The sequence below is a fragment of the Nocardia pneumoniae NBRC 100136 genome (assembly GCF_000308755.1).
GTDB lineage: Bacteria > Actinomycetota > Actinomycetes > Mycobacteriales > Mycobacteriaceae > Nocardia > Nocardia pneumoniae.
Genome location: NZ_BAGF01000049.1, coordinates 70,901 through 91,003, shown reverse-complemented (window position 1 = coordinate 91,003; position 20,103 = coordinate 70,901). Strand labels below are relative to the sequence as shown.

General features: G+C 68.3%; 23 protein-coding genes. 13 read left to right on the top strand and 10 right to left on the bottom strand.

Annotated elements, in window-relative coordinates; genetic code table 11:
* Positions 1–116: 116 nt before the first annotated feature.
* Positions 117–623: a DUF4189 domain-containing protein gene (locus tag ON34_RS15320; protein ID WP_157172310.1), complete on the top strand. Its 507-nt coding sequence runs from the start codon at positions 117–119 to the stop codon at positions 621–623.
* Positions 624–813: 190 nt separating this feature from the next.
* Complete coding sequence (locus ON34_RS15315; RefSeq protein ID WP_040779895.1) at positions 814–1,245, top strand: DUF4189 domain-containing protein; 432 nt, start codon at positions 814–816, stop codon at positions 1,243–1,245.
* Between the two features lies 1 nt (position 1,246).
* On the opposite strand, the gene ON34_RS15310 is transcribed toward ON34_RS15315, so the two are convergent.
* Genes ON34_RS15310 through ON34_RS15300 form a run of 3 tightly spaced genes read right to left on the bottom strand, consistent with a single transcriptional unit; the run spans position 1,247 to position 3,806 of the window.
* Entirely contained in the window at positions 1,247–1,909 is a 663-nt protein-coding gene (locus ON34_RS15310; protein WP_040779894.1) for a methionine ABC transporter permease, read from the bottom strand.
* Positions 1,910–1,920: 11 nt separating this feature from the next.
* Positions 1,921–2,937: a methionine ABC transporter ATP-binding protein gene (locus ON34_RS15305; protein ID WP_040779892.1), complete on the bottom strand. Its 1,017-nt coding sequence runs from the start codon at positions 2,935–2,937 to the stop codon at positions 1,921–1,923.
* A complete protein-coding gene (locus tag ON34_RS15300) occupies positions 2,934–3,806 on the bottom strand; it encodes a MetQ/NlpA family ABC transporter substrate-binding protein (protein WP_040779891.1) in 873 nt (290 codons plus the stop codon). The genes ON34_RS15305 and ON34_RS15300 overlap by 4 nt, the downstream gene beginning before the upstream one ends.
* A 167-nt stretch (positions 3,807–3,973) precedes the next feature.
* Between ON34_RS15300 and ON34_RS15295 the strand changes: the two genes are divergently transcribed.
* From ON34_RS15295 to ON34_RS15275, 5 genes are all read left to right on the top strand, one after another.
* Entirely contained in the window at positions 3,974–4,369 is a 396-nt protein-coding gene (locus ON34_RS15295; protein WP_245548044.1) for a MetQ/NlpA family ABC transporter substrate-binding protein, read from the top strand.
* Positions 4,370–4,599: 230 nt separating this feature from the next.
* A complete protein-coding gene (locus tag ON34_RS33595; protein ID WP_051022677.1) occupies positions 4,600–5,124 on the top strand; it encodes a hypothetical protein in 525 nt (174 codons plus the stop codon).
* A 96-nt stretch (positions 5,125–5,220) separates the two neighbouring features.
* Positions 5,221–5,547: a DUF3467 domain-containing protein gene (locus ON34_RS15285; RefSeq protein WP_040779890.1), complete on the top strand. Its 327-nt coding sequence runs from the start codon at positions 5,221–5,223 to the stop codon at positions 5,545–5,547.
* 34 nt (positions 5,548–5,581) lie between these two features.
* Positions 5,582–5,761, top strand: a complete 180-nt coding sequence (locus tag ON34_RS15280) for a hypothetical protein (RefSeq protein ID WP_040779889.1) — start codon at positions 5,582–5,584, stop codon at positions 5,759–5,761.
* 125 nt (positions 5,762–5,886) lie between these two features.
* Positions 5,887–6,498: a hypothetical protein gene (locus ON34_RS15275; RefSeq protein WP_040779976.1), complete on the top strand. Its 612-nt coding sequence runs from the start codon at positions 5,887–5,889 to the stop codon at positions 6,496–6,498.
* A gap of 111 nt (positions 6,499–6,609) precedes the next feature.
* Here the strand turns inward: ON34_RS15275 and ku are convergent, their stop codons facing one another.
* Positions 6,610–7,599 carry a non-homologous end joining protein Ku gene (gene ku, locus ON34_RS15270; protein ID WP_040779888.1) on the bottom strand — a complete coding sequence of 330 codons (990 nt, stop codon included), beginning with the start codon at positions 7,597–7,599 and terminating at the stop codon, positions 6,610–6,612.
* Positions 7,596–8,708, bottom strand: a complete 1,113-nt coding sequence (locus tag ON34_RS15265) for a lycopene cyclase family protein (protein ID WP_040779887.1) — start codon at positions 8,706–8,708, stop codon at positions 7,596–7,598. Before ON34_RS15265 ends, ku begins: the two co-directional genes overlap by 4 nt.
* Positions 8,709–9,330: 622 nt before the next feature.
* Here ON34_RS15265 and ON34_RS15260 point away from each other — a divergent pair.
* Together ON34_RS15260 and ON34_RS15255 are read left to right on the top strand one after the other, a co-directional pair.
* Positions 9,331–11,541, top strand: a complete 2,211-nt coding sequence (locus ON34_RS15260) for an MMPL family transporter (RefSeq protein ID WP_051022674.1) — start codon at positions 9,331–9,333, stop codon at positions 11,539–11,541.
* Between the two features lie 88 nt (positions 11,542–11,629).
* On the top strand, positions 11,630–12,403 hold the full coding sequence (locus ON34_RS15255; protein WP_040779885.1) for a hypothetical protein: 774 nt from the start codon (positions 11,630–11,632) through the stop codon (positions 12,401–12,403).
* A gap of 37 nt (positions 12,404–12,440) precedes the next feature.
* On the opposite strand, the gene ON34_RS15250 is transcribed toward ON34_RS15255, so the two are convergent.
* Complete coding sequence (locus ON34_RS15250; protein WP_040779884.1) at positions 12,441–13,205, bottom strand: SDR family oxidoreductase; 765 nt, start codon at positions 13,203–13,205, stop codon at positions 12,441–12,443.
* A 170-nt stretch (positions 13,206–13,375) separates the two neighbouring features.
* Between ON34_RS15250 and ON34_RS15245 the strand changes: the two genes are divergently transcribed.
* On the top strand, positions 13,376–15,007 hold the full coding sequence (locus ON34_RS15245; RefSeq protein WP_040779974.1) for an ABC-F family ATP-binding cassette domain-containing protein: 1,632 nt from the start codon (positions 13,376–13,378) through the stop codon (positions 15,005–15,007).
* An 81-nt stretch (positions 15,008–15,088) separates the two neighbouring features.
* Positions 15,089–15,322 carry a helix-turn-helix domain-containing protein gene (locus ON34_RS37595; protein WP_083889466.1) on the top strand — a complete coding sequence of 78 codons (234 nt, stop codon included), beginning with the start codon at positions 15,089–15,091 and terminating at the stop codon, positions 15,320–15,322.
* A 324-nt stretch (positions 15,323–15,646) separates the two neighbouring features.
* Here the strand turns inward: ON34_RS37595 and ON34_RS15240 are convergent, their stop codons facing one another.
* From ON34_RS15240 to ON34_RS15230, 3 genes are all read right to left on the bottom strand, one after another.
* Positions 15,647–16,576, bottom strand: coding sequence for an MvdC/MvdD family ATP grasp protein (locus ON34_RS15240; RefSeq protein ID WP_245548043.1), 930 nt, complete (start codon positions 16,574–16,576; stop codon positions 15,647–15,649).
* A gap of 44 nt (positions 16,577–16,620) precedes the next feature.
* Positions 16,621–17,076: a hypothetical protein gene (locus ON34_RS15235; protein ID WP_040779882.1), complete on the bottom strand. Its 456-nt coding sequence runs from the start codon at positions 17,074–17,076 to the stop codon at positions 16,621–16,623.
* A gap of 380 nt (positions 17,077–17,456) precedes the next feature.
* Positions 17,457–17,960, bottom strand: a complete 504-nt coding sequence (locus tag ON34_RS15230; protein WP_040779973.1) for a cupin domain-containing protein — start codon at positions 17,958–17,960, stop codon at positions 17,457–17,459.
* A 70-nt stretch (positions 17,961–18,030) separates the two neighbouring features.
* Between ON34_RS15230 and ON34_RS15225 the strand changes: the two genes are divergently transcribed.
* Both ON34_RS15225 and ON34_RS15220 read left to right on the top strand, forming a co-directional pair.
* A complete protein-coding gene (locus ON34_RS15225) occupies positions 18,031–18,537 on the top strand; it encodes a MarR family winged helix-turn-helix transcriptional regulator (RefSeq protein WP_040779881.1) in 507 nt (168 codons plus the stop codon).
* 161 nt (positions 18,538–18,698) lie between these two features.
* The gene (locus ON34_RS15220; RefSeq protein ID WP_040779880.1) at positions 18,699–19,508 is read left to right on the top strand and encodes a hypothetical protein; all 810 of its coding nucleotides are present in this window, start codon (positions 18,699–18,701) and stop codon (positions 19,506–19,508) included.
* 9 nt (positions 19,509–19,517) lie between these two features.
* Here ON34_RS15220 and ON34_RS15215 read toward each other — a convergent pair whose 3' ends face one another.
* Positions 19,518–20,096 carry a TetR/AcrR family transcriptional regulator gene (locus ON34_RS15215; RefSeq protein ID WP_040779879.1) on the bottom strand — a complete coding sequence of 193 codons (579 nt, stop codon included), beginning with the start codon at positions 20,094–20,096 and terminating at the stop codon, positions 19,518–19,520.
* Positions 20,097–20,103: the final 7 nt, after the last annotated feature.

Sequence of the window (20,103 nt, the reverse complement as noted above, 5' to 3'; positions counted from 1 at the left end):
ATGCGGCAGGCTCCCGGGGGTCGGCATGCGGCATCCGCGTTGGACGGATTCGATGACAGCGGGATTGATTGCGGGGGTTCCGATTCCGGGGCGCACCCCAAGAGAAAGACTGTTCGATGAGATTGATGGGTAAGGTCGGCTTTGCCGTCGCGGCAAGCAGCCTTGCGGTGGGGTCGGTGCTGGGTGCGGGCTCGGCGAACGCGGCGGGCATGTACGCGGCGATCGCGATGAGCGGTAGCACTTGGATGTACGGGGTGAGCACCGATGAGGCGGGCTTCGACGAGGCCAGGGCCGCGGCGCTCGCCAACTGCGGTGCCGCCGACTGCGAGGTGCTGGCCTCGTGGGCGAACGGCTGCGGTGCGCTGGCCGAGAGCCACGAGGGTGTGGCCGCGGGGTCCGGTCCCAACCGGGCCGAGGCCGAGCGTGCCGCCTATCAGCGGCTCGCGCAGATCACCCCGACGGCGCAGCTGGCCAACGTCGGCTCCGCCAGCCTGAGCGGCGCAAGATCGTCGAGGTCGTCTGCACGAGCAACGTCCGCTGATTCGACGGTGACATTCCGGGCCCGGATCCCAGAGGGGTCCGGGCCCTTTCGCGTCGGTCGCCCCGGGCTCGGCTTCTCGTGAAAGCCGGGGGAGCAGCCCGGTCCGAGGTCACGCTCGCAACGGCAGGCAGTTGCCGATCGGGTAGGTCCACAACGAGCACAGTGATCGACGTGGTCCCTGCCACCCAGCATGGGAAGGCCCGGTTTTGGACATAGCGAGTGAGCGGGACGATGATCTGAGCCCTGAATCTGTCGAAGACGGGGAGGATCACATGTCGGTGCCGCACAAGGCTGCCCTCACGCTGGCGGTGGTGTCCGCCGCCACCTGCGCTGTAGTCGGTAGCCCTGTGGTGGGCCAAGCGCATGCCGCCGGGGCTTACCATGGCGCGATCGCGCTTTCGAGCACCGGCGCGATCGGGTCGGCGGTCAACTTCTCGACCGCCGCCGCGGCCGAGACCGCTGCCCGCTCCCAGTGCGGTGTAAGCGACTGCCGGGCAGTGGTGCAGTTCTGGAATGCGTGCGGGTCGGTGGTCCGCGGCGCCGACGGTCGCCACGGCTGGGCGTGGGCGATCACGCGGGCCGATGCCGAACGGAGGGCCATCGAGTTCCTCGGTCCCAGCGCACCGCCCTTCCCCGACCTCGGCAGCGCCGTGCCGCGCCCCGCTACCGTGCGGCTGACGGTGTGCACGATGACCGCCGGATAGCTCAGCGGCGCAACACTTTCCGCGCCAGCCAGTTGCCGAAGAACTGGATGCCCTGTACGCCAGCGATGATGATCAGCGTCGCGACCAACGTGATCTGCCAATCGAAGCGCTGGTAGCCGTAGACCAGCGCGAAGTCGCCGAGGCCGCCGCCGCCGACCGTGCCCGCCATCGCGGACATGTCGACGATCGCGATCACCACGAACGTGTAGCCGAGGATCAGCGGGCCGAGCGCTTCGGGGATGAGCAGGGTCAGGATGATGCGCAGCGGGCCCGCGCCCACCGCGCGCGCCGCCTCGATCACGCCGGGATCGACGGTCACCAGGTTCTGCTCGACGATGCGCGCGATGCCGAACGACGCCGCGACGATCATCACGAACGCCGCCGCCTCGGTGCCGATGGTAGTGCCGACCACCTCGAGCGTCACCGGACCGAGCGCGGCGAGCAGGATGATGAACGGGATCGGCCGCACCACGTTGACGATCACGTTGAGCAGTAGGTTGATCGGCGCGTTCGCCAGCAGCCCGCCCTTGCCGGTGGTGTAGAGGGCGGTGCCCAGCAGCAGCCCCAGAAGGCCGCCGACCACGAAGGTGATCGCCACCAGGTAGAAGGTGGTGCCGATGGCCTCGTTCAGAATCGGGCGCAGTTTGTCCCAATCGGTGTGCATGGCGACTCCTGTCAGGCCGTTCGGCGTTCGAGTTCGGCGACCACCTTGTCGACGGCGTCGTCGGGGCCGTGCAGCGCCAGGGTGAGGCTGCCGAACGTCTTCTCCTGCAAGCTGCTCACCCCGCCGTAGACGACTTCGAACCGGACGTCCGCCTGTGCCGCCGCGGCCAGCGCCATACCGATACCGCGCCGGTCGTCGACGTCGACGGTGACCAGCCGCCCGCCGTGGCGTTCGGCGAGCCGGCGCAGTTCGTCCTCGGACGGGCGATTGTGCAGCACCGTCTCGACGAACGACCGGGTGGGCGCGGCCTGCGGTGTGGCGAAGACCTCGAAGGTGTCGGCGAGTTCCACGATCCGTCCCTCGGCGAGCACGGCGACCCGGTCGGCGACCGCGCGGATGACGTCCATCTCGTGGGTGATGACCACGATGGTGACCCCCAGCTCGCGATTGATCTTCCGCAGTAGCCGCAGCACCTCACCGGTGGTCTCCGGGTCCAGCGCCGAGGTCGACTCGTCGGCCAGCAGCAGCGACGGTGACGTGGCCAGCGCCCTGGCGATGCCGACCCGCTGCTTCTGGCCGCCGGACAGCTGATCCGGATAGCTGCGCGCCTTCTCCGACAACCCGACGAACTCCAGCAGTTCGGCGACGCGCGCTTTGCGTTCCGCGCGTTTCCAGCCCGCCACCTTCAGCGGGTACTCGACATTTCCCGCGGCCGTGCGCGACCGGAACAGGTTGAACTGCTGGAACACCATCCCGATGTCGCGTCGCAGCCGCCGCACCTGCGCCTCCGGCACCCCTGTGATGGGTGTGCCGGAGATCTCGATGGCGCCGCTCGTCGGCTTCTCCAGCGCGTTGATCAGCCGGACCAGCGTGCTCTTGCCCGCACCGGAATAGCCGATCACGCCGAAGATCTCGCCCTGCTCGATGCGCAGGTCGATGGCGTCGAGCGCGACGTTGCGCTGCGCGCCCTTGCCGAAAACCTTGGTCACCGACCGGAACTCGACCGCGGGAACGGCCGGGTCGCTCACTTGCCGTCGCGGATGGTCTGCTGCACCCGCTGCAGGATCTGCTCCAGTTCCGGTCCGCTGCGCCGCACCTCGACCGCGGTGCCCTTGGTCACGTCGCTGTGCGCCTTCTGCACTTCCGGGTCGTGCCAGAGTTCGGCCAGCTGCAGATAGACCGGGTTGTTCTTGTCCTCGGCGCGGGTGACCAGCGCGTTGATGTACGGCTCGGCGGCGGGGTTCTTCGGATCGTCCTTGTACAGCGCCGAATGCGGGTCGATGCCGGAGCGCTCCAGGAAGGTGTTGTTGACGATCGATCCGTCGACCGAAGCCAGCGACAACGCGGTCTGCGCGGCGTCGACCGGCGTCACGCGCACCTTCGACGCTGTCTTGTCGATGTCGGCTGGGGAGGGCGCCTTGGTGTCGGACGACAGCTTCAGCAGACCGGCGGCCTGGAGCACGAACAGCGCCCGCGCCTGGTTGGTCGGGTCGTTCGGGATCGCGATCTCCGCGCCCGGCGGGATGTCGGCCAGCGACTTGTGCTTCTTCGAATACAAGCCGAGCGGCACGATATAGGTGGAACCGATCGGGGTCAGCGTGTCGTTGTTCGCGACGTTGTAGGCGCCGAGGAATTGCAGATGCTGAAACAGGTTGATGTCGATCTGCTTCTGCGACAGCGCGAGATTGGGCTGCTTGTAGTCGGAGAAGTTGGTGATCCGCAGCGTGATGCCCTTGTCCTTGGCCCGCTGCTCGAAGACGTCCCAGGAGCGATCCTTGTCGGTGGTGCCGATCCGCACTACCTTCTCCGATGAGGCGTCGTCGCCGCCGCAGCCCGTCAAGGTCAGGGCCGCGGTCGCTACCAGGACCGGGATCGCCAGTACCCGATGGAATTTCACTCGTGCTCCCGATTGCTCGTCGCGATATGAACCCGGTAATCCAAGCGACGAGGGCGAACGGACGGCAACGTTTTCGATTGTGGTGAGCGAAACCCTCGGCCGGAACTGTACGAACGTCTAGTTTGCTGGTAATACGCTCGAGCTACCGACTGCTGCTGGTCCCGATCGTGTCCGTTCTAGCCTTCGCCGTGGTGGGCTGCGGTGGCGCGGACCGCCCCGACGTGGTCCGCATCGGGGTGAACGACCTGTCGCTGCCGCACTGGGAGGTCTACCGGAAGAAGGCCGCCGAGCACGGCATCACGGTGGAGTTCACCAATTTCACCGACTACAACCAGCCCAATCCCGCGCTGGCGCAAGGACGCATCGATCTCAACAAGTTCCAGCACGTGCGGTATCTGGCCAACTACAACGTGCGCAACGTCGGACTCGCCCAGTTCTACCACGATCCGGACGTGGAGGCCGCGGTCCGCGCGGAGACCGGCTATCGGGGCATCTTCAAGACCAATGCCTCCGCCGACCTCCAGGCAACGCTGACCGAGCTCGAGGCTCGGTTCCGCAAGTAGGGCGTGGATCGACGGTGCAGGGGGCTTGTCCGACTCTTCGCCGATGATTTGCTGAAGATCGGTCCATTGCTTGCACGGTTGCCAAGTTTTGGGCCAGGCCATGTTACGACAGCGTTTCCTGATGGTTGCTGCAAAGTTGCTAACGACTGTGTGGGTGGGTGTGAGAATGAGTCCGGTCACGCGAGTTCGTCCCAGTCGCAAATCCAACTTTCCTGGAAGGGAGCTCGGTTATGGCAGCACAGGACATGGCCACGGAAAACAGGACGATGTCGGAGGGCCGGCGTGAGGAGATGGCGGATGTCCGGGGGGAGGTGGAGTTGCTGCGGATGCGGTTGGACGAGGCTCGGCAGGAGGCACAGAGCGCCCGGCAGTACGCGATGCAGGCCAGCGGGTTGGCGCGGCAGGCCCAGGCGCAGGCTCGTCAGGTGCAGCATCAGGCGCAGATCGCCCAGCAGGACGCCAACCAGGCCAATCAGCAAGCCCAGCAGGCCAGGCAACAGGCCATCATGGCGGCGAATCAGGCCCAGCAGGCCCAAAGCGAGGCCGACCGGGCCCAAAACCAGGCCCAGCAGGCCCAAGGGGAGGCCAATCAGTCCCAGCAGCGCGCCGCCTCCGCGCAGGACCAGGCCGACCAGGCCACCCAGCTGGCGCAGCAGGCCGAGGACCAGGCCAGCCGCGCCCAGGATCGGTCCGGCCAGTGGGAGATGCAGCTGCACCAGATCCGCCAGCAGGCCCGGCAGCTGCAGGGTCGCTGACCCAGCGGGCGGATACCGAGTGAGGACGGCGTCGACGGACCGGCGCACCGGAATCCCGGTGCGTTCGGTTCGCCGGTCCGCGAGAGGGCGGTCGCGATGAGTGATCAGACCCCGCCGCCCCCGGCGGAGGAGCCGGGGGTCGATGTCGAGGTGGTGGTGCCCGAGGCGCTGAGCGCCGGGGTGTACGCGAACGGATTCACCTGCTGGTACAACCGCACCGACTTCACCGTGGATTTCCTGGTCTATCTGCCCGCCGAACCGGGTTCGGTCAAGAGCGACGGGCCGGTGATGCGGCAGCCCGTGCAGGTCGTATCCCGGGTGAAATTCCCGCCCGCGTTGATCTTCCGTCTGATGCAGACGCTCAACGATGCGATGAGCAACTACGAACGCCAGTTCGGGCACATCACCCACCTCGGCGAATAACGTCGAGCCGATTACGCGTCAGGAGAAACCCGCGATGGTCACCGCCTCCGGCCCGGTCATCCTCGTCGCCTGTGCGCTCGACCGCTCGATCCTGCCCGATCCGGCAGTGCGGTATCAGCCGCGACCGATCATCGGCCGCCGCTACCAGCCCGTCACCGTCGCCCCGCGACCGGCGCGCACATCCCCTCCCATGGTCTTCGGTCGAGGCGGCTGAGGCCGGGACCGGGCGATCCGCGCGCTCCGTCGGCTGTCACGCCGCTGTGCCGGGCCGGGCACGGGTATCCGGCGAAACGCGTGCGGTCCGGCGGCGGAACTGGACATGATGCCGGAGTGGACGAGATGACGTATCTCCGGTCGAGACAGGCACTGCACGCGACGGCGGAGTTGCTGATAGCGGGACCGCAGTATCGGGAGTTCGGCACTATCCGGCTGCGGGCCGCGCACGGGGGATTCGGGGGTGTGCGGTGGCCGGTCTCGGTCGTCGGCGATGAGTTGGTGTGGCCGGAAGGACGGACCCGGCTGGAGGGGACCTACCGCGACGTGGCGCGAGTGGCGGGCTTCGAACCGGGAGCGCCGGAGGGGTCCTATGCGGACACGACCGGTGTCGATCCCGACGCCGCGATCGAGCTGGACCCGTCGGCGGCGGGGCTGATCGAGGAGTGGTTCGCGGTGGGGGACAGGGCGTTACGCTGCCTGGCACCTGACGTGGCGCCGGTGCTGTGGCCGGAGCACTTCGATCTGGCGAGCACGCTGGACGAGGTGAACTATGGCGTATCCCCGGGCGACGATGCGCATCCGGGACCGTACGCCTATGTCGGACCGTGGACGCCGCGCAACGGCGATTTCTGGAACGCGCCGTTCGGCGCGCTGCGTCCGCGCGACCAGGTGAACACCGTGGCGGCGCTGCTGCAATTCTTCGAGGAAGGCCGGGAGCGGGCGGCCCAGGGCTGAGCCCGCCGACCGACTCGGCGACAGGCCGCACACCGAAGCGCTCGGCCCCGCACGGTGGCGTGGACGGATTCGCCGCGCAGCCCGGTAGGCAAGCGACCCACCGGCGAAAGTTCAGGCGCCTTTGCGGTCGGCGGTCTTCTTGGCCGCCTTCTTCGCGGGCGCCTTCTTCGCCGTGCTCTTCGATGCGGTGCTCTTCGACGCCCCGCTCTTCGATGCGGCGCTCTTGGCCGCGCTCTTGGTCCCGGAACTCTTGGCCGCCGTCTTCTTCGCCGCCTTCTTCGGTCCGGTCTTCGCCGCACCGTCGCCGCCCGCCGTCCGGCGTCCGCTGGCCTCCAGGCTGCGCTGGAGCGCGGCCACCAGGTCGACCACCTCGGCGTCCATCCCGGCCGGCACCATCTCGGGCTGCTCGGGCACCTTCCCGGTGCCGCTGGCGATCGCCTCGTCCAGCAGGCGTTTGAGCTCGATCTGGTATTCGTCGGTGAACTGGTCCGGATCGAAGTCGTCGGACATGGCCTCGACCAGCGTCTCGGCCATCTTGATCTCCTGCGGCTTCGGTTCCGCGACACCGTCGAGCGATTCGAAGTCGACCGAGCGCACCTCGTCCGGCCACAGCAGGGTTTGCAGCACCAGCACGCCGTCGCGCACGCGCAGCGCGGCGAGCCTGGTCTTCTGGCGCAGCGTGAAGTTCACCAGCGCGGTGCGCTCGATCTCCTCGAGCGTCTTGGCCAGCAGCACGTACGCCTTCGGCGTGCTGGAATCCGGTTCCAGGTAGTAGCTCTTGTCGAACAGGATCGGGTCGATCTGGTCGGACGGCACGAACTGGAGCACCGGGATCTCGTGCTTCTCCGCCACCGGCAGTTTCGCGAAGTCCTCGTCGGTCAGGACGACCTTGTCGCCGTCCGGAGACTCGTAGGCCTTGTCGATATCGGTGTACGGGATGGACTGACCGCACACGGTGCACACGCGGTCGTATTTGATCCGGCCTCCGTCCTTGGCATGGACCTGATGGAACCGGATGTCGTGGTCCTCGGTGGCGGTGTACACCTTCACCGGGACGTTCACCAGCCCGAATGCGATCGAGCCTTTCCAGATCGATCTCATGCACCCATCATGGCCGAACCCGGGCGACCGCGCGACGGAACCGGAATCCCGAGTGTCGCGGCCACGACACGCCGACGCAGCCGCCACGGCAACGCCGCGAAGAGGGTCCGCATCGCCTCGACGGTGCCGGTCAGGTCGGTGCGGCCGGACAGATACGCGCGTTGCGCCCCCGAGGGCAGCTCGAAGAACGCGTCGAAGAACAGCGGGAGGTCAGCGGGCGGCAGCGCCAGCAACGCCCGCAGTCCCGCACCCCGAAGACGGTGGACAACCCGCGCGGCCACCGGCCACACATCCGCACCGGCCGCCACGGCATCGGCCGCGGCCAGCGCGGCGGCGACACTGTATCCGGTCGCCGGATGCAGGAATCCTCCCGCCGCGCCGAACGTGTGCGGGCCCGGACGCCCGCCTTGCACGGGGAACCGGACATGCTCGACGGGCTCGGCACCGGTGAGCCGGATGCCCCTGGAACGCAGCCGATGGTGCAGGCGCATGCGCAGCCGCGCACCCGCGAGCGCGGGACGACCGGCCAGGCAGGTCTCCTCCAGCAGCATCCGCTCGTCGTCCAGCGGGACGGCGTAGAGGAACGAGGGCGTTTCACCGGCCGCCGCGCCGTTGTCGGCGCGCCAGTCCATGAACAGCGGGTCGAGGACCGCGCAGCGCTCGGCGTCCACGATTACGCCATAGGCGGTCTGCTCGGCTCGCGCGGGAGAACGGGTGAGGCCGCGGGCGTCGACGACTCTGGCCGCCGCAAGGGACCCGCCCGAGGCGAGCGTCACCCGCTCCGGCGAGATCTCGACCGCGCGGTCCGCGATGGTCCGTACGCCGGACAAGGACAGCGACGTCTGCAAACGCGCGGTGTCCAGCACCACGTACCGGCGGTCGATCTGATGCGCCCTGGTGCCCCATGCCATCGGCCGCGGCACTGTCGCGGCGATCGCCTCCGGTGCCAGCCAATCCGGGAGTTCATCGGCCCACGCCGCATACGTCGCCGTCCACCTGCGCTGCGGCGCGGGATCCAGGGCAATGACCGTGAGCCCGCGCGCCGCGGCGCGGTGCGCGAGGGCGCGTCCGGCCGGGCCGAGACCACAGACGATCAGGTCCGGCGTCACGCTACGTCCGCGCGAGTGCGCCTGCGTGCATCGTCTGCGCCTTTCGTTCGCTCGCTCGGTCCTCGACTGGTCGGAGCCTAGTCGCCGCCTCTCCTCGACGGGGACGTCGCGGTTGTCCCGCCCGTGCCGTCACGCCGAAGCCGGGCGCGTGCCAGATGAATTCTTCGCGAATATCGCGGCACGGACCCGCGCCGCGGGCGGTTGTCCGAGACCACGGCGGAGTTGTGGTCGAGATGTCCGGAACAACGGCGCAGCGAACTCTGCTCCTCGGCGCGGTACCCGCACAGTTCGGGAATAGGCGACGTGCGCGCCGCGAGGGTGATGGCGGCGCGGCAAACGTCCCGGAACGCGGCGGCACGTGATCTCGGGCCGCTCGGCGCGAGATGCGCGTCCGAGCGCTGGTCGTACCCGGAATGTGTTCTCGCCCACCGTAGTTTCGCCCGACGTTGTTAGGATTCCGGGGCGCTGGCGCACGCATCCGGCCCCGGTGACGAGGTTCGGTGGCGAATGACCGGTGTGCCGGTGCGCCGCGATGGCGTGCCGGGCAGGTAGCCGAACCGGCGACACCGTGGCAGTCCGAGGACGAAAGCGGCACGGCCGGAACGAGTTAGGGGTAGACGCGGTGTTCGAACTGACCAGGCGGCGCAGCCGGTGGATCCTGGGGGTGTTCGTCGTGCTCGCGCTGGCGATGGGCACACTGAGCGCGACGCTGTTCGACAAAGTGCAGGGCGGCGGGTACATCGATCCCGACAGCGAATCCAGCCGTGCGGCCGCGGTGCTGCGCGACACCTTCGGCCAGGCCACCCCGAATCTCGTGCTGCTGGTGCGGACTCCGGGATCGGTTGACGACGCCGCCGCGGTCACCGCGGCGACCGAACTGGTCGCCGAGCTGAAATCGGAGTCCGGGGTCGCGGGCGTCGCGTCCTATTGGACCGAGAAGTCGCCCGCGCTGCGCAGCACCGACGGCGCCAAGGGCCTGATCGTGGCCAGCATCCTCGGCGAGGAGTCCGAGGTGGACAAGCGGGTCGGCGATCTCGCCGAGCGGTTCGGCGGCACACACGGCCCGCTGGACGTGCGGGTCGGCGGCTACGCGATGCTGCTGCGGGAGACGGTGCAACAGAGCGAGAAAGACGTCGTGCTCGGCGAATCCATCGCCTTCCCGATCACGCTGGTGGCGCTGCTGCTGGTCTTCGGCGGCTTGGTCGCGGCCAGCCTGCCGTTGGTGGTCGCCATGATCACGGTGATGATCACGATGGGTGCGCTGTGGCTGATCGCGAGCTTCACCGATCTCGCGGCGACCGCGACCAACGTCGCCACACTGCTGGGGCTCGGCCTCGCGATCGACTACAGCCTGTTGATCATCAGCCGCTATCGCGACGAGTTGGTCGCCGGACAGCAGCCCGCGGCCGCGGTGGTGGCGACCATGCGCTCGGCCGGTCGCACCGTCGCGTTCTCGGCCGTGACCGTCGCGGTGGCGCTGTCGGGCCTGCTGTTCTTCCCGCTGCTGGCGGTGCGGTCGATGGGGTACGCGGGCCTGGCCGTTGCGGTGATCGCCGCGGTGGTCTCGCTGACCGTGCTGCCCGCGATCCTGTTCCTGCTCGGCGCCAAGATCGACAACGGTCAGCTGTGGTGGTTCCTGCGCGCCGCCCGGCCCGCGCCGGGCGAGGGCGCCTGGCATCGCCTGGCCCGGTTCGTGATGATGCGGCCGGTGCCCATCGGGCTCGCGGTGACCGCACTGCTGCTGGTGCTGGGCGCGCCGTTCCTCGGCGTGAAACTCGGCTTCCCGGACGAACGTTCGCTGCCGGAGTCGATGAACAACCGCCAGGTCACCGAGACCATCCAGCGCGACTTCTCCGCCACCGAGCAGAACGGGCTGTTCGCCGTGCTGCCCGACACCGCCTACAACGCGGCCGGATTGGACGCCTACGCCAGGGAACTGTCGGAGATCGAGAACGTCCGCCGGGTCGACACCGCCACCGGCAGCTATAGCCACGGCGGTCTGCTCGCCCTGCCCACCGCGGCCGACGACCGCTTCCGGGCGCCGAACGCCGCCTATCTCGCGGTGATTCCGGACACCACCGATCCCGGTGCGCTGGACCGGATCGCCGATGCCGTTCGCGCGACGCCCACCGCGTCGCCGGTGCTGGTCGGCGGCGTGGCCGCGGCGAACGCGGACGCGATCGACGCGGTGGTCTCCGCCCTGCCGTACGCGCTGGTGTTCGTCGTGCTGATCATGGTGGCCGTGCTGTTCCTGCTCACCGGAAGCGTCGTGCTGCCGCTGCTGGCGGTGGTGCTCAGCGTGCTGAGCCTGACCGCGACCTTCGGAGCGCTGGTCTGGATCTTCCAGGAAGGGCATCTGTCCGGCCTGCTCGGGTTCACCGTCACCGGCGATCTGCCGCCCACGGTTCCGGTCATGCTGTTCGGCGTCGCGTTCGGCCTTGCCATGGACTACCAGGTGTTCCTGCTGGCCCGTATCCGCGAGGAATACCAGCGGACGCGGTCCAACGCGCTGGCGGTCACCTCCGGGCTGGAGCGGATCGGACGGATCGTCACGGCCGCGGCGGTGTTGATCTCGCTGGTGTTCCTCGGCTTCCTCGCCTCCGACATCACGTTCATGAAAGCCTTCGGTATCGGCCTTCCGCTGGCTGTCCTCGTGGACGCGACCCTGGTGCGCGGATTCCTGTTGCCCGCGGCGATGGAGCTGCTCGGTGACTGGAACTGGTACGCACCCGGGCCGCTGCGCAAGCTGCACCGCCGTTTCGGCATCGAGGAGGGTGTGGCTGCCGCCCCGGTTGCCGGTCCCCAGGATTGGCGTCAGCCCGCCCGGCTCTGATCCTCGTCATCGGGTAGGGTCGGTCGGCAGCCCGGGGGAGCCCGCACGGGGTGGGACGGCCGCTCGGGGATGTGGGAAGGCGACCGCGATGACGTATCCCCCCGGCCCCGGATTCGACAGTGGGTCAGGCGATTACGCGCGATCCGACGGTGCGGAGTATGGGTGGGGGCAATCGTCCCCGCCCAGCGAGTACCCGATCGCGGCGTGGGAAGCGCCGCCGTTGCCACCGCCGCCGAAATCCGGAACCGGCCGGGTAGCCGGGCTGGTCGTCGGCGTCGTCGCCGTCCTGGTCGCGGTCGGCATCGGTGTAGCGGTGATCCCGCGCGAGCGTGACGCCACGCAAGCCGTCGCCGCCGATCCGACGACCCATGCCGCCGCGGCCACCAGCACGCGGGCGGCCGGTCCGTCGTCCGGCAGGCTGAGCTACACCGAGTACGCCGGAGACTGGGACTTCCGGTTCGACCGCGTCGAATTGCACGCCGACTGGGTCGACGGCCGCGACCACTCCGACTGCGGCGACATCGAGAAAGCGCACAGGCTCACCGGTCTCGGCTGCGCGTACGCGGCGGAAATGGTGTTCCGCACCGAGGGCGGCGCGTTGATGCTCACCCAGTTCGTTCTCGGCATGACCGATGAGAACCAGGCCGCCGCGGCGGAGGATCGATTCACCGACGCGGACCTGATCCTGCGACCGGGGTCCTACGTCTCCGGTTACGCGACCGGCAAGTGGAAGGACGGCAGCCAGAAGGAGTTCGTGGTGGTGACCATCGCGACCGCCACCGACGCGGTCTCCCCCGAGACGGTGGAGAAGTATCTGCGCTACCGGCACGCCGACATGCTCGGCGCACTGGCGTTCCGGTAGCGCCGCGGCTTGGCGGTGCGGGAATTCTGCGGAGAGGTCAGAGTCCGCCGGTCGACAGCAGTCCGCCGTCCACCCGCACGGTCTCGCCGGTGATCCACGCGGCTTCGTCGGAGACCAGGAAGCCGATCAGGCGTGCCACGTCCTCCGGGCTGCCGAGCCGCTTCATCGGGTACACACTCGCGGCGCGTTCTTCATCGGCCGAGTACAGCGCGTCGGCGAACTTGGTCTTGATCACCCCGGGCGCGACCGCGTTCACGCGGATCTTCGGCCCCAGCTGCCAGGCCAGTTCGTCGGTGAGGCGGATCAGCGCGGCCTTGGACGCGCCGTACGCGGCGATCACCCCGGTGGAGCGGATACCCGCCACGCTGGCCACGTTCACCACGGCGCCCCCGTGGTCGCGCATCCACGCCTTGTAGGCCTCCTGGATGTAGCCGAGCGCCGCGACCACGTTCACGTCGAAGATCTTGCGCACCGCGTCCAGGTCGGCGTCCATCAGGGAGCCGAACACCGGGTTGATGCCGGTGTTGTTGATCAGGACGTCCAGCGAACCGAACTCCGTGACCGCGCGCTCGACCGCGGCCGCCCGATCCTCGGCGACGCCGGAGTTGCCCGCCAATGCGACGACCTGCCCCTGGTGGCCCAGCTCGCGCAGCTCGGCGGCCGCCGCGTCCAGCGGATCCTTCTTCCGCGCGGTGATCAGCACGTTCGCGCCGCGGCCGAGCAGCTCCGCCGCGACCGCCTTGCCGATGCCCCGGCTGGCCCCCGTGACCAGAGCGCTCTTGCCCAATAGATCGGTACTCATGGCATCGCACGGTAGCGCAGCGGTCCGGGTGCGCCGTTACCGCCGTCACATGCGGGGCGCTGGGCTGCGGTAGCGTCGTCCGGCCCGGTTAAAATCGGTGGTTCTTGTGCGCGTCGGATCGCACAATCGAGCAACACGCGTCCAGCACCACGATCCGCGAGGAGAAGTTTGTGATCACCGCGACCGACCTGGAAGTCCGGGCCGGAGTCCGCACCCTGCTGTCGGCCCCCGGGCCGGCGCTGCGCGTGCAGGCGGGCGACCGGATCGGACTGGTCGGACGTAACGGCGCGGGCAAGACCACCACGCTGCGCATCCTGGCGGGCGAGGGCGAGCCGTACGCGGGAAAGATCGTGCGTTCCAGCGACATCGGTTACCTCCCGCAGGATCCGCGCGAAGGCAACTTGGACGTGCTCGCCCGCGACCGGGTGCTGTCCGCCCGCGGCCTGGACACGCTGATCCGCGAGATGGAGAAACAGCAGGCCCTGATGGCCGAGGTGGCCGACGACAAGGAGCGCGAGAAGGCGGTACGCAAGTACGGCAGGCTCGAGGAACGGTTCTCCTCGCTCGGCGGTTACGTCGCCGAGAGCGAAGCGGCGCGCATCTGCCACAGCCTCGGGTTGCCCGACCGGGTGCTCGGCCAGCCGTTGCGCACTCTGTCCGGCGGTCAGCGCCGCCGAATCGAATTGGCGCGCATCCTGTTCGCCGCCTCCGATGGCAGCGGCGGCCGCTCGGACACCATTCTGCTGCTGGACGAGCCGACCAACCATCTCGACGCCGACTCGATCACCTGGCTGCGCGGTTTCCTGCAGAACCACGACGGTGGCCTGATCGTGATCAGCCACGACGTGGAACTGCTCGCGGACGTGGTGAACAAGGTGTGGTTCCTGGACGCGGTGCGCGGCGAAGCCGACGTCTACAACATGGGGTGGAAGAAGTATCTGGACGCGCGCGCCACCGACGAACAGCGCAGGCGCCGCGAACGCGCGAACGCCGAGAAGAAGGCGAGCGCGCTGCGCGCCCAGGCGGCCAAGCTCGGGGCGAAGGCCACGAAAGCGACTGCGGCACAGAACATGGCCAAACGAGCCGATCGCCTGCTGGCCGAACTCGACGAGGTGCGTGTCGCCGACAAGGTCGCCAGGATCAAGTTCCCCGAGCCCGCGCCGTGCGGGAAGACGCCGCTGATGGCGGAGAACCTGACCAAGGTCTACGGATCGCTGGAGATCTTCACCGGCGTCGATCTCGCGATCGATCGCGGCAGCCGGGTCGTGGTGCTCGGGCTCAACGGCGCGGGCAAGACCACGTTGCTGCGCCTGCTGGCCGGGGTAGAGCAGCCCACCGCGGGCGGCTTGGTGCCCGGCCACGGCCTGAAGATCGGGTACTTCGCGCAGGAGCACGACACCCTCGACGACGACGCCACAGTCTGGGAGAACATCCGCCACGCCGCGCCGGACGCTGGTGAGCAGGACCTGCGTGGCCTGCTGGGCGCGTTCATGTTCTCCGGGCCGCAGCTCGACCAGCCCGCGGGCACCCTCTCGGGCGGTGAGAAGACCCGTCTGGCGCTGGCCGGGCTGGTCTCCTCGGCGGCGAACGTGCTGCTGCTGGACGAGCCGACGAACAACCTGGACCCGGTGTCGCGCGAGCAGGTGCTGGACGCGCTGCGCACCTACGCGGGCGCGGTGGTGCTGGTCACCCACGACCCGGGCGCTGCGGAGGCGCTGTCTCCGGAACGGGTGATCCTGCTGCCGGACGGGACGGAAGACCACTGGTCGGCGGAATACCTGGAACTTATTCAGCTTGCGTGAGTTTCATCACAGGAACCCGTTGATCACGGCCTGCTGAGTGCTTAGCCTGGAAAGACGCTGCTCGGCGACTCGGAGGAAGCCATGAGCGACAGGCCCACACAGAGTAAGGCCACATTGGGTAAGGGCACACGCGTCACCGGGAAGTCGCGCGACCGCCTACAGACCCAGCTGAAGAAGCAATACGAGGCGGGTGCGAGCATCCGGTCACTGGCGCGGTCCACCGGCCGTTCCTATGGCTTCATCCACAACGTGCTAGTGGAGTCGCATGTGCAGCTCCGCAGCCGGGGTGGGGCCAATCGGCGGAAAGGCCAGTAGCTCCCGATGCCGCGATGAATTCGCGCCGCGGGGATCGTCCGCACTGTTGTCACGACGGTGCCGACGGAAGGACCTCGCGGTGCGGGAGCCGCTGGCCGGGTATAGGCCTGAGGCACAACGGAATCCGGCGACGCCCCAGGAACGCGCGGCTGGCTCCGCTGGTCGACGCGCTGCCCGAACTTGTGCTCTCGCACCGGCCGGATCCGCGGCTGCCGTGGCAGCCCGCCCGCCGGATCGGCGCGGACCTGCCCGCCGAGATCGCCGACCTGACCAACAGCTCCGGCAAGCCGGTGGTGGTGTTCGCGGGCGCGCGGTGGACGCGCTTCAGTAACCGGCCACCATGCCGTCGCCGTCCACCAGGAGGTTGGCCAGGCTGCGGAAGATGGGCAGTCCGGTCTTGATCTCCAGGTAGGCGAACTGGCCCTGCGGATTGACCTCGAGGAAGTAGTACTCGCCATCGCGGCCGAGCCGGATGTCGAGCACACCGAAGGACAGCCCGAGCGCGCCCATCAGGGTGGCCAGCGACTTGCTCACCGCCGCGGGCAGGTGGTCGGGCCGGAAGTCGACCGAGGTGTCCAGGCGGGAGTCGACCTTGCCGACTCCGGCTTGTGAGTCGATGCGCACGGTCCACTCGATTCCGTCCACCCACACCACGCGCAGGTCGCAGGTGGCGTCGATGTAGTCCTGGAAGGTGGTCGGCGCCGAACGGATCGCGGCCAGCCTGCCGAAGTCGTCGCGGGAGATGATCCTGGTCTCGGCGAACTCGCCGCGGCTGGTGCCGGTGCGTTTGTAAACGACGGGACCAGGGCGGGATTCGACGAAACTGCGCGCCTCGTCGGGGTCGTTGGTGATCAGCGTCTCCGGTACCGCGAACCCGGCCCGCATCGCCGTTTCCAGCTGCACGATCTTGCGTCCCGCGGTGCGGTCCGCCCCTGGGTCGTTGACCCAGTAGGCCGGGATGGACCAGAGCAATCCCTGGATGAAGCCGTCACACTCGGCTTGGCGGAACTCGTTGTCCGAGGCGCGGACCCCCGCGGGTACCTGGGCGGGGTGCGGTCGCCGCCACCAGACCGACCGGACGTCGTCGAGGCCGATCACGTGCGACAGCGAGCGAGTTGTGCCGAGCCGGTCCAGGCGGAAGCTGCCGGACTCGCGGGGAAAATCACGCAGATCGAGCTGAATCGGGCTCAGCCCATGGTGTTCTCGTAACGTCGCCGCCATCGCGGTGCCGTGCAGGTCATCGGATTCGGACACGATCAGGACCGAAGCCCTCCGGCGTGCCGCCATGCGCGTGCCGTTCAGTCGAGACTGTCGCAGTTGATGCCGTCGTCGCTGCCGTCGAGCGATTTGGTCTGGCAGTAGGTGAACGTCGCGCCGCCGGTACCCGGGGACTCCACGAGTTGCAGTCGGTCGGCCCAGATTTCGGTGAGGCGGCGCAGCTGGTCGTCGCCGAGCGCCTCCGACGGCGCCTCCGGGATGGTCATCGGCCGGTCGACCAAGTCGATCCGCAATCGCCGGGTGAAGTCCGCGGTGGCGCCCGCGCGAATGTCCACCGACACCGGGCGGCCGTCCTGATCGGGGTGCTGCGCAGTGGAATCGACAACTCGCAGAACGTCGGACCGACGGAACGTCCACGTCCCCTCGGCGACGCGCACGCTGATCTCGCGGTCCGATTCCGCGACCAGCAGACCCTGGAGCGGAGGAACGCGGTCACTCGTCGGCGTCGTCCCGGGACGGCGGATTATGTCGGTCATAGCCGTTTCTCCGATCTGCTCACCATTTGCCACGACCCCCAAGCGTGTGAGGGATCATATCGCGGTAGGTACCCGGATCGGTTCGGATCGGGAGATTTACCGGCCAGTGGCAAACCGAATTCCGATTGGGAACGGGCGAGCGCCGAAAGATTTCCGGTAGACCGGAAATAGTCAGGGTGCAATCGTCAAGCTATCCCGTGTGTTGGATGTCGACCGCGTCCATAGCCCGATATTGGCGGCTGTGCATCTGTACTTTCGTGCACCGTGGCCTCCGCGGGGATCGTATTGCCTCGTCTCGGCTGTGCGGAACGTCTTGATCAACTTCGCCGAATCGGACTGTGCGGACCGGGATTTGCGGTTCCCGGCGCATCGGAGGGTGATCAGTTCCGGTTGCCGTTGCGCTCGGCCCACCACGCGGGGGCGTCGACGAAGTGGTTGTCGAACTCCTCCTGGGCCGCCGCGAGCTCGGCCATGGTCGATTCTCCGTTCGCGATGCGCTCCAGCAGGCGGAAGTACTCGAAGCGCTGCACGCCCGGCGTGAGGGCGATCAAGATGCGCGCCGAGCTGTCCGGCGCCGCGCCGAACGCGTGCGGCATGAACTTGGGCACCACGATCGAACCGCCCGCGCCCACCGTCACGATCCGGTCGCCCGCCAGCAGTTGCAGTTCACCGTCGGCGACGTAGAACAGCTCGTCGGAACGGGTGTGGTAGTGCGGTGCCGCGCCATCGGCCCCGCGGTCCATGGTCACTTCCAGTGTGCTCAGCGCTCCGCCCGCCTCCTCGGCGTCGATCAGCAGTCTCAGGGTGACCGACTTCGTGTGCAGCGTTTCCGCGTCCTGCGGCTGGCGGATCGCGGCTCGGGTGTGCGGGTCGGTAGTGCTCATCGGGGACTCCATTTGATTCGGCGTTTGATAATTAGCTACCGAACTATATACCGCCGAATAGAATCAGTCCATGACCGAACGGAAAACGGATCCTGTCGACGCGATCGTGGCGCAGTGGCGGCGTGAACGTCCGGACCTCGACCTCGAGGCGATGGCCGTGATCGGCAGGCTGGGCAGGCTGATGGTGGTGGCACAGCGCGAGATCGAGGCGGTGTTCGCTGAACACGGCCTGCAGCGCGGTGAGTTCGATGTACTCGCCGCGTTGCGTCGGTCGGGCGCACCCTTCGAGCTGAACCCATCGGTCCTCGCCGACACGCTGATGCTCTCCCGGGCGGGGATGACCGGGCGGCTGGATCGGCTGGAAGCGGCGGGGCTGGTGCGGCGGGTCGCGGACGCGCAGGACCGTCGCGCGATCCGGGTCGCCCTCACCGAGGCCGGGCGGGAACTCGTCGACGCCGTGGTCACCGAGCACACCGCGAACGAGACCAGGCTCCTGTCCGTGCTGACCGCCGGCGAGCGGCGTGAACTGGATCGGATCGCGCGAATCCTGCTGAACAGCATGGAACCGGTGGAGTAGTCGCGGTAGCCGAACGCGGCCTCCGATCCGTCGAATGCCGCTCTACATGGGAAGACTCGTGGTCAGATGAGGTAGCTCGATACTCACGCCTGCGGTCTCGCTCGGGTTTACCGTGGAATTGCGTGCCGAAAGTTTCGGTGCGATTGTGCAAGGAGGACACGATGATCGACATCATCACTCTCCGCGGCACCGGGGAGCCGCGGAACTCCGACGGAACGCCCGCGGGCATGTTGCACGACGTCGCCAAACTACTCGACACCGACAAATTCAGCTGCTTCGAGCCCGATTGGCCCGCTTCGGTGGGGCCGGTGCCGGTGGGGCCCGCGCCGAATGTGTGGGGTCCGTCGCTGGACACATCAGTGCGGCTCGGCACGGCCGCGGGGGTGAAAGCGATCCAGGACTCGCCGAATGTCTGCGGGCTGCTGAGTTATTCGCTCGGCGGCATTTGCGCCAGCCGGATCTTGGAGGGCGTCCGGTCGGGGAAGTACAAGAACATCGACGGCTCGCCGCTGGAGATCGCGTTCGCGGTCAACATCGCCAACCCGTTGCGGCGGGCCGGTGAGTCGGTCGGAAACCTCTGCCCGGCCTCGACCTTCGGTCTGCACGGGCAGCGCGGGGCGTGGCCCGCCTCGGTCGCGGTCCGCGAGTACGCCAACCCCGGTGACATCATCACCGCCGCCCCGAAGGATTCGCCGTTGCGCATCATCGGCGTCGGCATCTCGCCGTTCTCTTTCGTCGAGGGTGCTCGCATCGGCAACGTCGCGCCGCTGATCTTCGCCGAGCTACTGGAAATCCTGCACCGCGACCCGATCGGCAACCTCGACCGTTACAGTGCGGCGGTCCGCGGCGTCATCGGGTACCTGACCCCATGGCCGCACGGTCAGCACGTGCTCTACGCGACGCACAAGATGCCGGGCACGGATGTGCTCTGGACCACACACGCGGCGGAGTACATCAACGCGACATTTTGACGGTACGGCCTAAAGGCTCGGAGAGGCGGGGGAGCGGACCGAGGCCTCGACGAGGTCCAGCACCGCGGAGAGGTTTTCGTTGGTGTGGCCGGAGGCGATCCGGGCGATCAAGCCGTCCAGGACGAGGTCGAGGTAGCCGAGCAGGACGTCGGTGGGCACGTCGTCGCGCAGTGCGCCCGCGGCCTTGCGGCGTTCCAGGCGGGCCAGGGTGGCGGCGGTGAGCTCGGCCGAACGCTGGGTCCAGCCGGCGCGGAACTCGGGATCGGTGCGCAACCGCCGCGCGATCTCCAAACGCGTTCCGAGCCAGTTGAACTGCTCGGGATGGGCGAGCATATCGCGCATCACCTGCACGATGCCCTGGTTGGCCGCGACGTCGGCCATGCGTTCGGCGTCCTCTTGGGCGAGGGCGAGAAACAGCGCGTCCTTGTCCCGGAAGTGGTGGAAGATGGCACCCCGGGAGAGCCCGATCTCCTCCTCCAGGCGGCGCACGGTGGCGCCGTCGTAGCCGTACTCGGCGAAGCAGCGGCGTGCCCCGTCGAGGATTTGGCTGCGCCGGGCGGCGAGGTGATCGTCACTGACCTTGGGCATCGGGCTC

Bases quoted from the DNA above. Each gene is read 5' to 3' on its own strand.
- ON34_RS15320 (WP_157172310.1), top strand. From the start codon at position 117: ATGAGATTGATGGGTAAGGTCGGCTTTGCCGTCGCGGCAAGCAGCCTT.
- ON34_RS15215 (WP_040779879.1), bottom strand. From the start codon at position 20,096: ATGCCCAAGGTCAGTGACGATCACCTCGCCGCCCGGCGCAGCCAAATC.
- ON34_RS15280 (WP_040779889.1), top strand. From the start codon at position 5,582: ATGGTCACCGCCTCCGGCCCGGTCATCCTCGTCGCCTGTGCGCTCGAC.
- ON34_RS15310 (WP_040779894.1), bottom strand. From the start codon at position 1,909: ATGCACACCGATTGGGACAAACTGCGCCCGATTCTGAACGAGGCCATC.
- ON34_RS15315 (WP_040779895.1), top strand. From the start codon at position 814: ATGTCGGTGCCGCACAAGGCTGCCCTCACGCTGGCGGTGGTGTCCGCC.
- ON34_RS33595 (WP_051022677.1), top strand. From the start codon at position 4,600: ATGGCAGCACAGGACATGGCCACGGAAAACAGGACGATGTCGGAGGGC.
- ON34_RS15255 (WP_040779885.1), top strand. From the start codon at position 11,630: ATGACGTATCCCCCCGGCCCCGGATTCGACAGTGGGTCAGGCGATTAC.
- ON34_RS15220 (WP_040779880.1), top strand. From the start codon at position 18,699: ATGATCGACATCATCACTCTCCGCGGCACCGGGGAGCCGCGGAACTCC.
- ON34_RS15235 (WP_040779882.1), bottom strand. From the start codon at position 17,076: ATGACCGACATAATCCGCCGTCCCGGGACGACGCCGACGAGTGACCGC.
- ON34_RS15250 (WP_040779884.1), bottom strand. From the start codon at position 13,205: ATGAGTACCGATCTATTGGGCAAGAGCGCTCTGGTCACGGGGGCCAGC.
- ON34_RS15225 (WP_040779881.1), top strand. From the start codon at position 18,031: ATGACCGAACGGAAAACGGATCCTGTCGACGCGATCGTGGCGCAGTGG.
- ON34_RS15285 (WP_040779890.1), top strand. From the start codon at position 5,221: ATGAGTGATCAGACCCCGCCGCCCCCGGCGGAGGAGCCGGGGGTCGAT.
- ON34_RS15275 (WP_040779976.1), top strand. From the start codon at position 5,887: ATGACGTATCTCCGGTCGAGACAGGCACTGCACGCGACGGCGGAGTTG.
- ku (WP_040779888.1), bottom strand. From the start codon at position 7,599: ATGAGATCGATCTGGAAAGGCTCGATCGCATTCGGGCTGGTGAACGTC.
- ON34_RS15230 (WP_040779973.1), bottom strand. From the start codon at position 17,960: ATGAGCACTACCGACCCGCACACCCGAGCCGCGATCCGCCAGCCGCAG.
- ON34_RS37595 (WP_083889466.1), top strand. From the start codon at position 15,089: ATGAGCGACAGGCCCACACAGAGTAAGGCCACATTGGGTAAGGGCACA.